This window comes from Cognatundibacterium luofuense (assembly GCF_018139685.1).
In the GTDB taxonomy this organism is placed as follows: domain Bacteria; phylum Pseudomonadota; class Gammaproteobacteria; order Burkholderiales; family Burkholderiaceae_D; genus Undibacterium; species Undibacterium luofuense.
The window spans coordinates 1-355 of sequence record NZ_JAGSPN010000324.1 but is presented as its reverse complement, the minus strand read 5'-3'; the positions used below and the strand labels follow the sequence as shown (position 1 = coordinate 355).

Annotated in this window: 1 pseudogene; it reads left to right on the top strand. The window is 51.5% G+C overall.

From position 1 onward, the window contains the following. A pseudogene (locus KDM89_RS20615) lies at nt 1–355 on the top strand (NADPH-dependent 7-cyano-7-deazaguanine reductase QueF); the annotation flags it as partial.

Below are 355 nucleotides of genomic sequence, written 5' to 3'. Positions count from 1 at the left end.
GCATCCCTGCTGTTTCCGATTCCGCGCAGCGCTAAACGCGAGGAAATCGGCATCAGTGGCACCCTGCCTTTCTTTGGGGTGGATATCTGGAATGGCTATGAACTGTCCTGGCTCAATCAACGCGGTAAGCCACAAGTTGCAATTGCTCGTTTCCACGTGCCGGCAGATTCGCCAAACATCATTGAATCGAAGTCCTTCAAGTTGTATCTGAATTCCTTTAACCAGACTAAGGTGGCGGATACGGATACACTGATCCATACTTTACAACGCGATCTGACTGCCGCAGCCGGTGCTTATGTCCCGGTCAGCCTGACCTTGCCGGAACAGTTTTCCCAGTTACAGATGCAGGAACTCA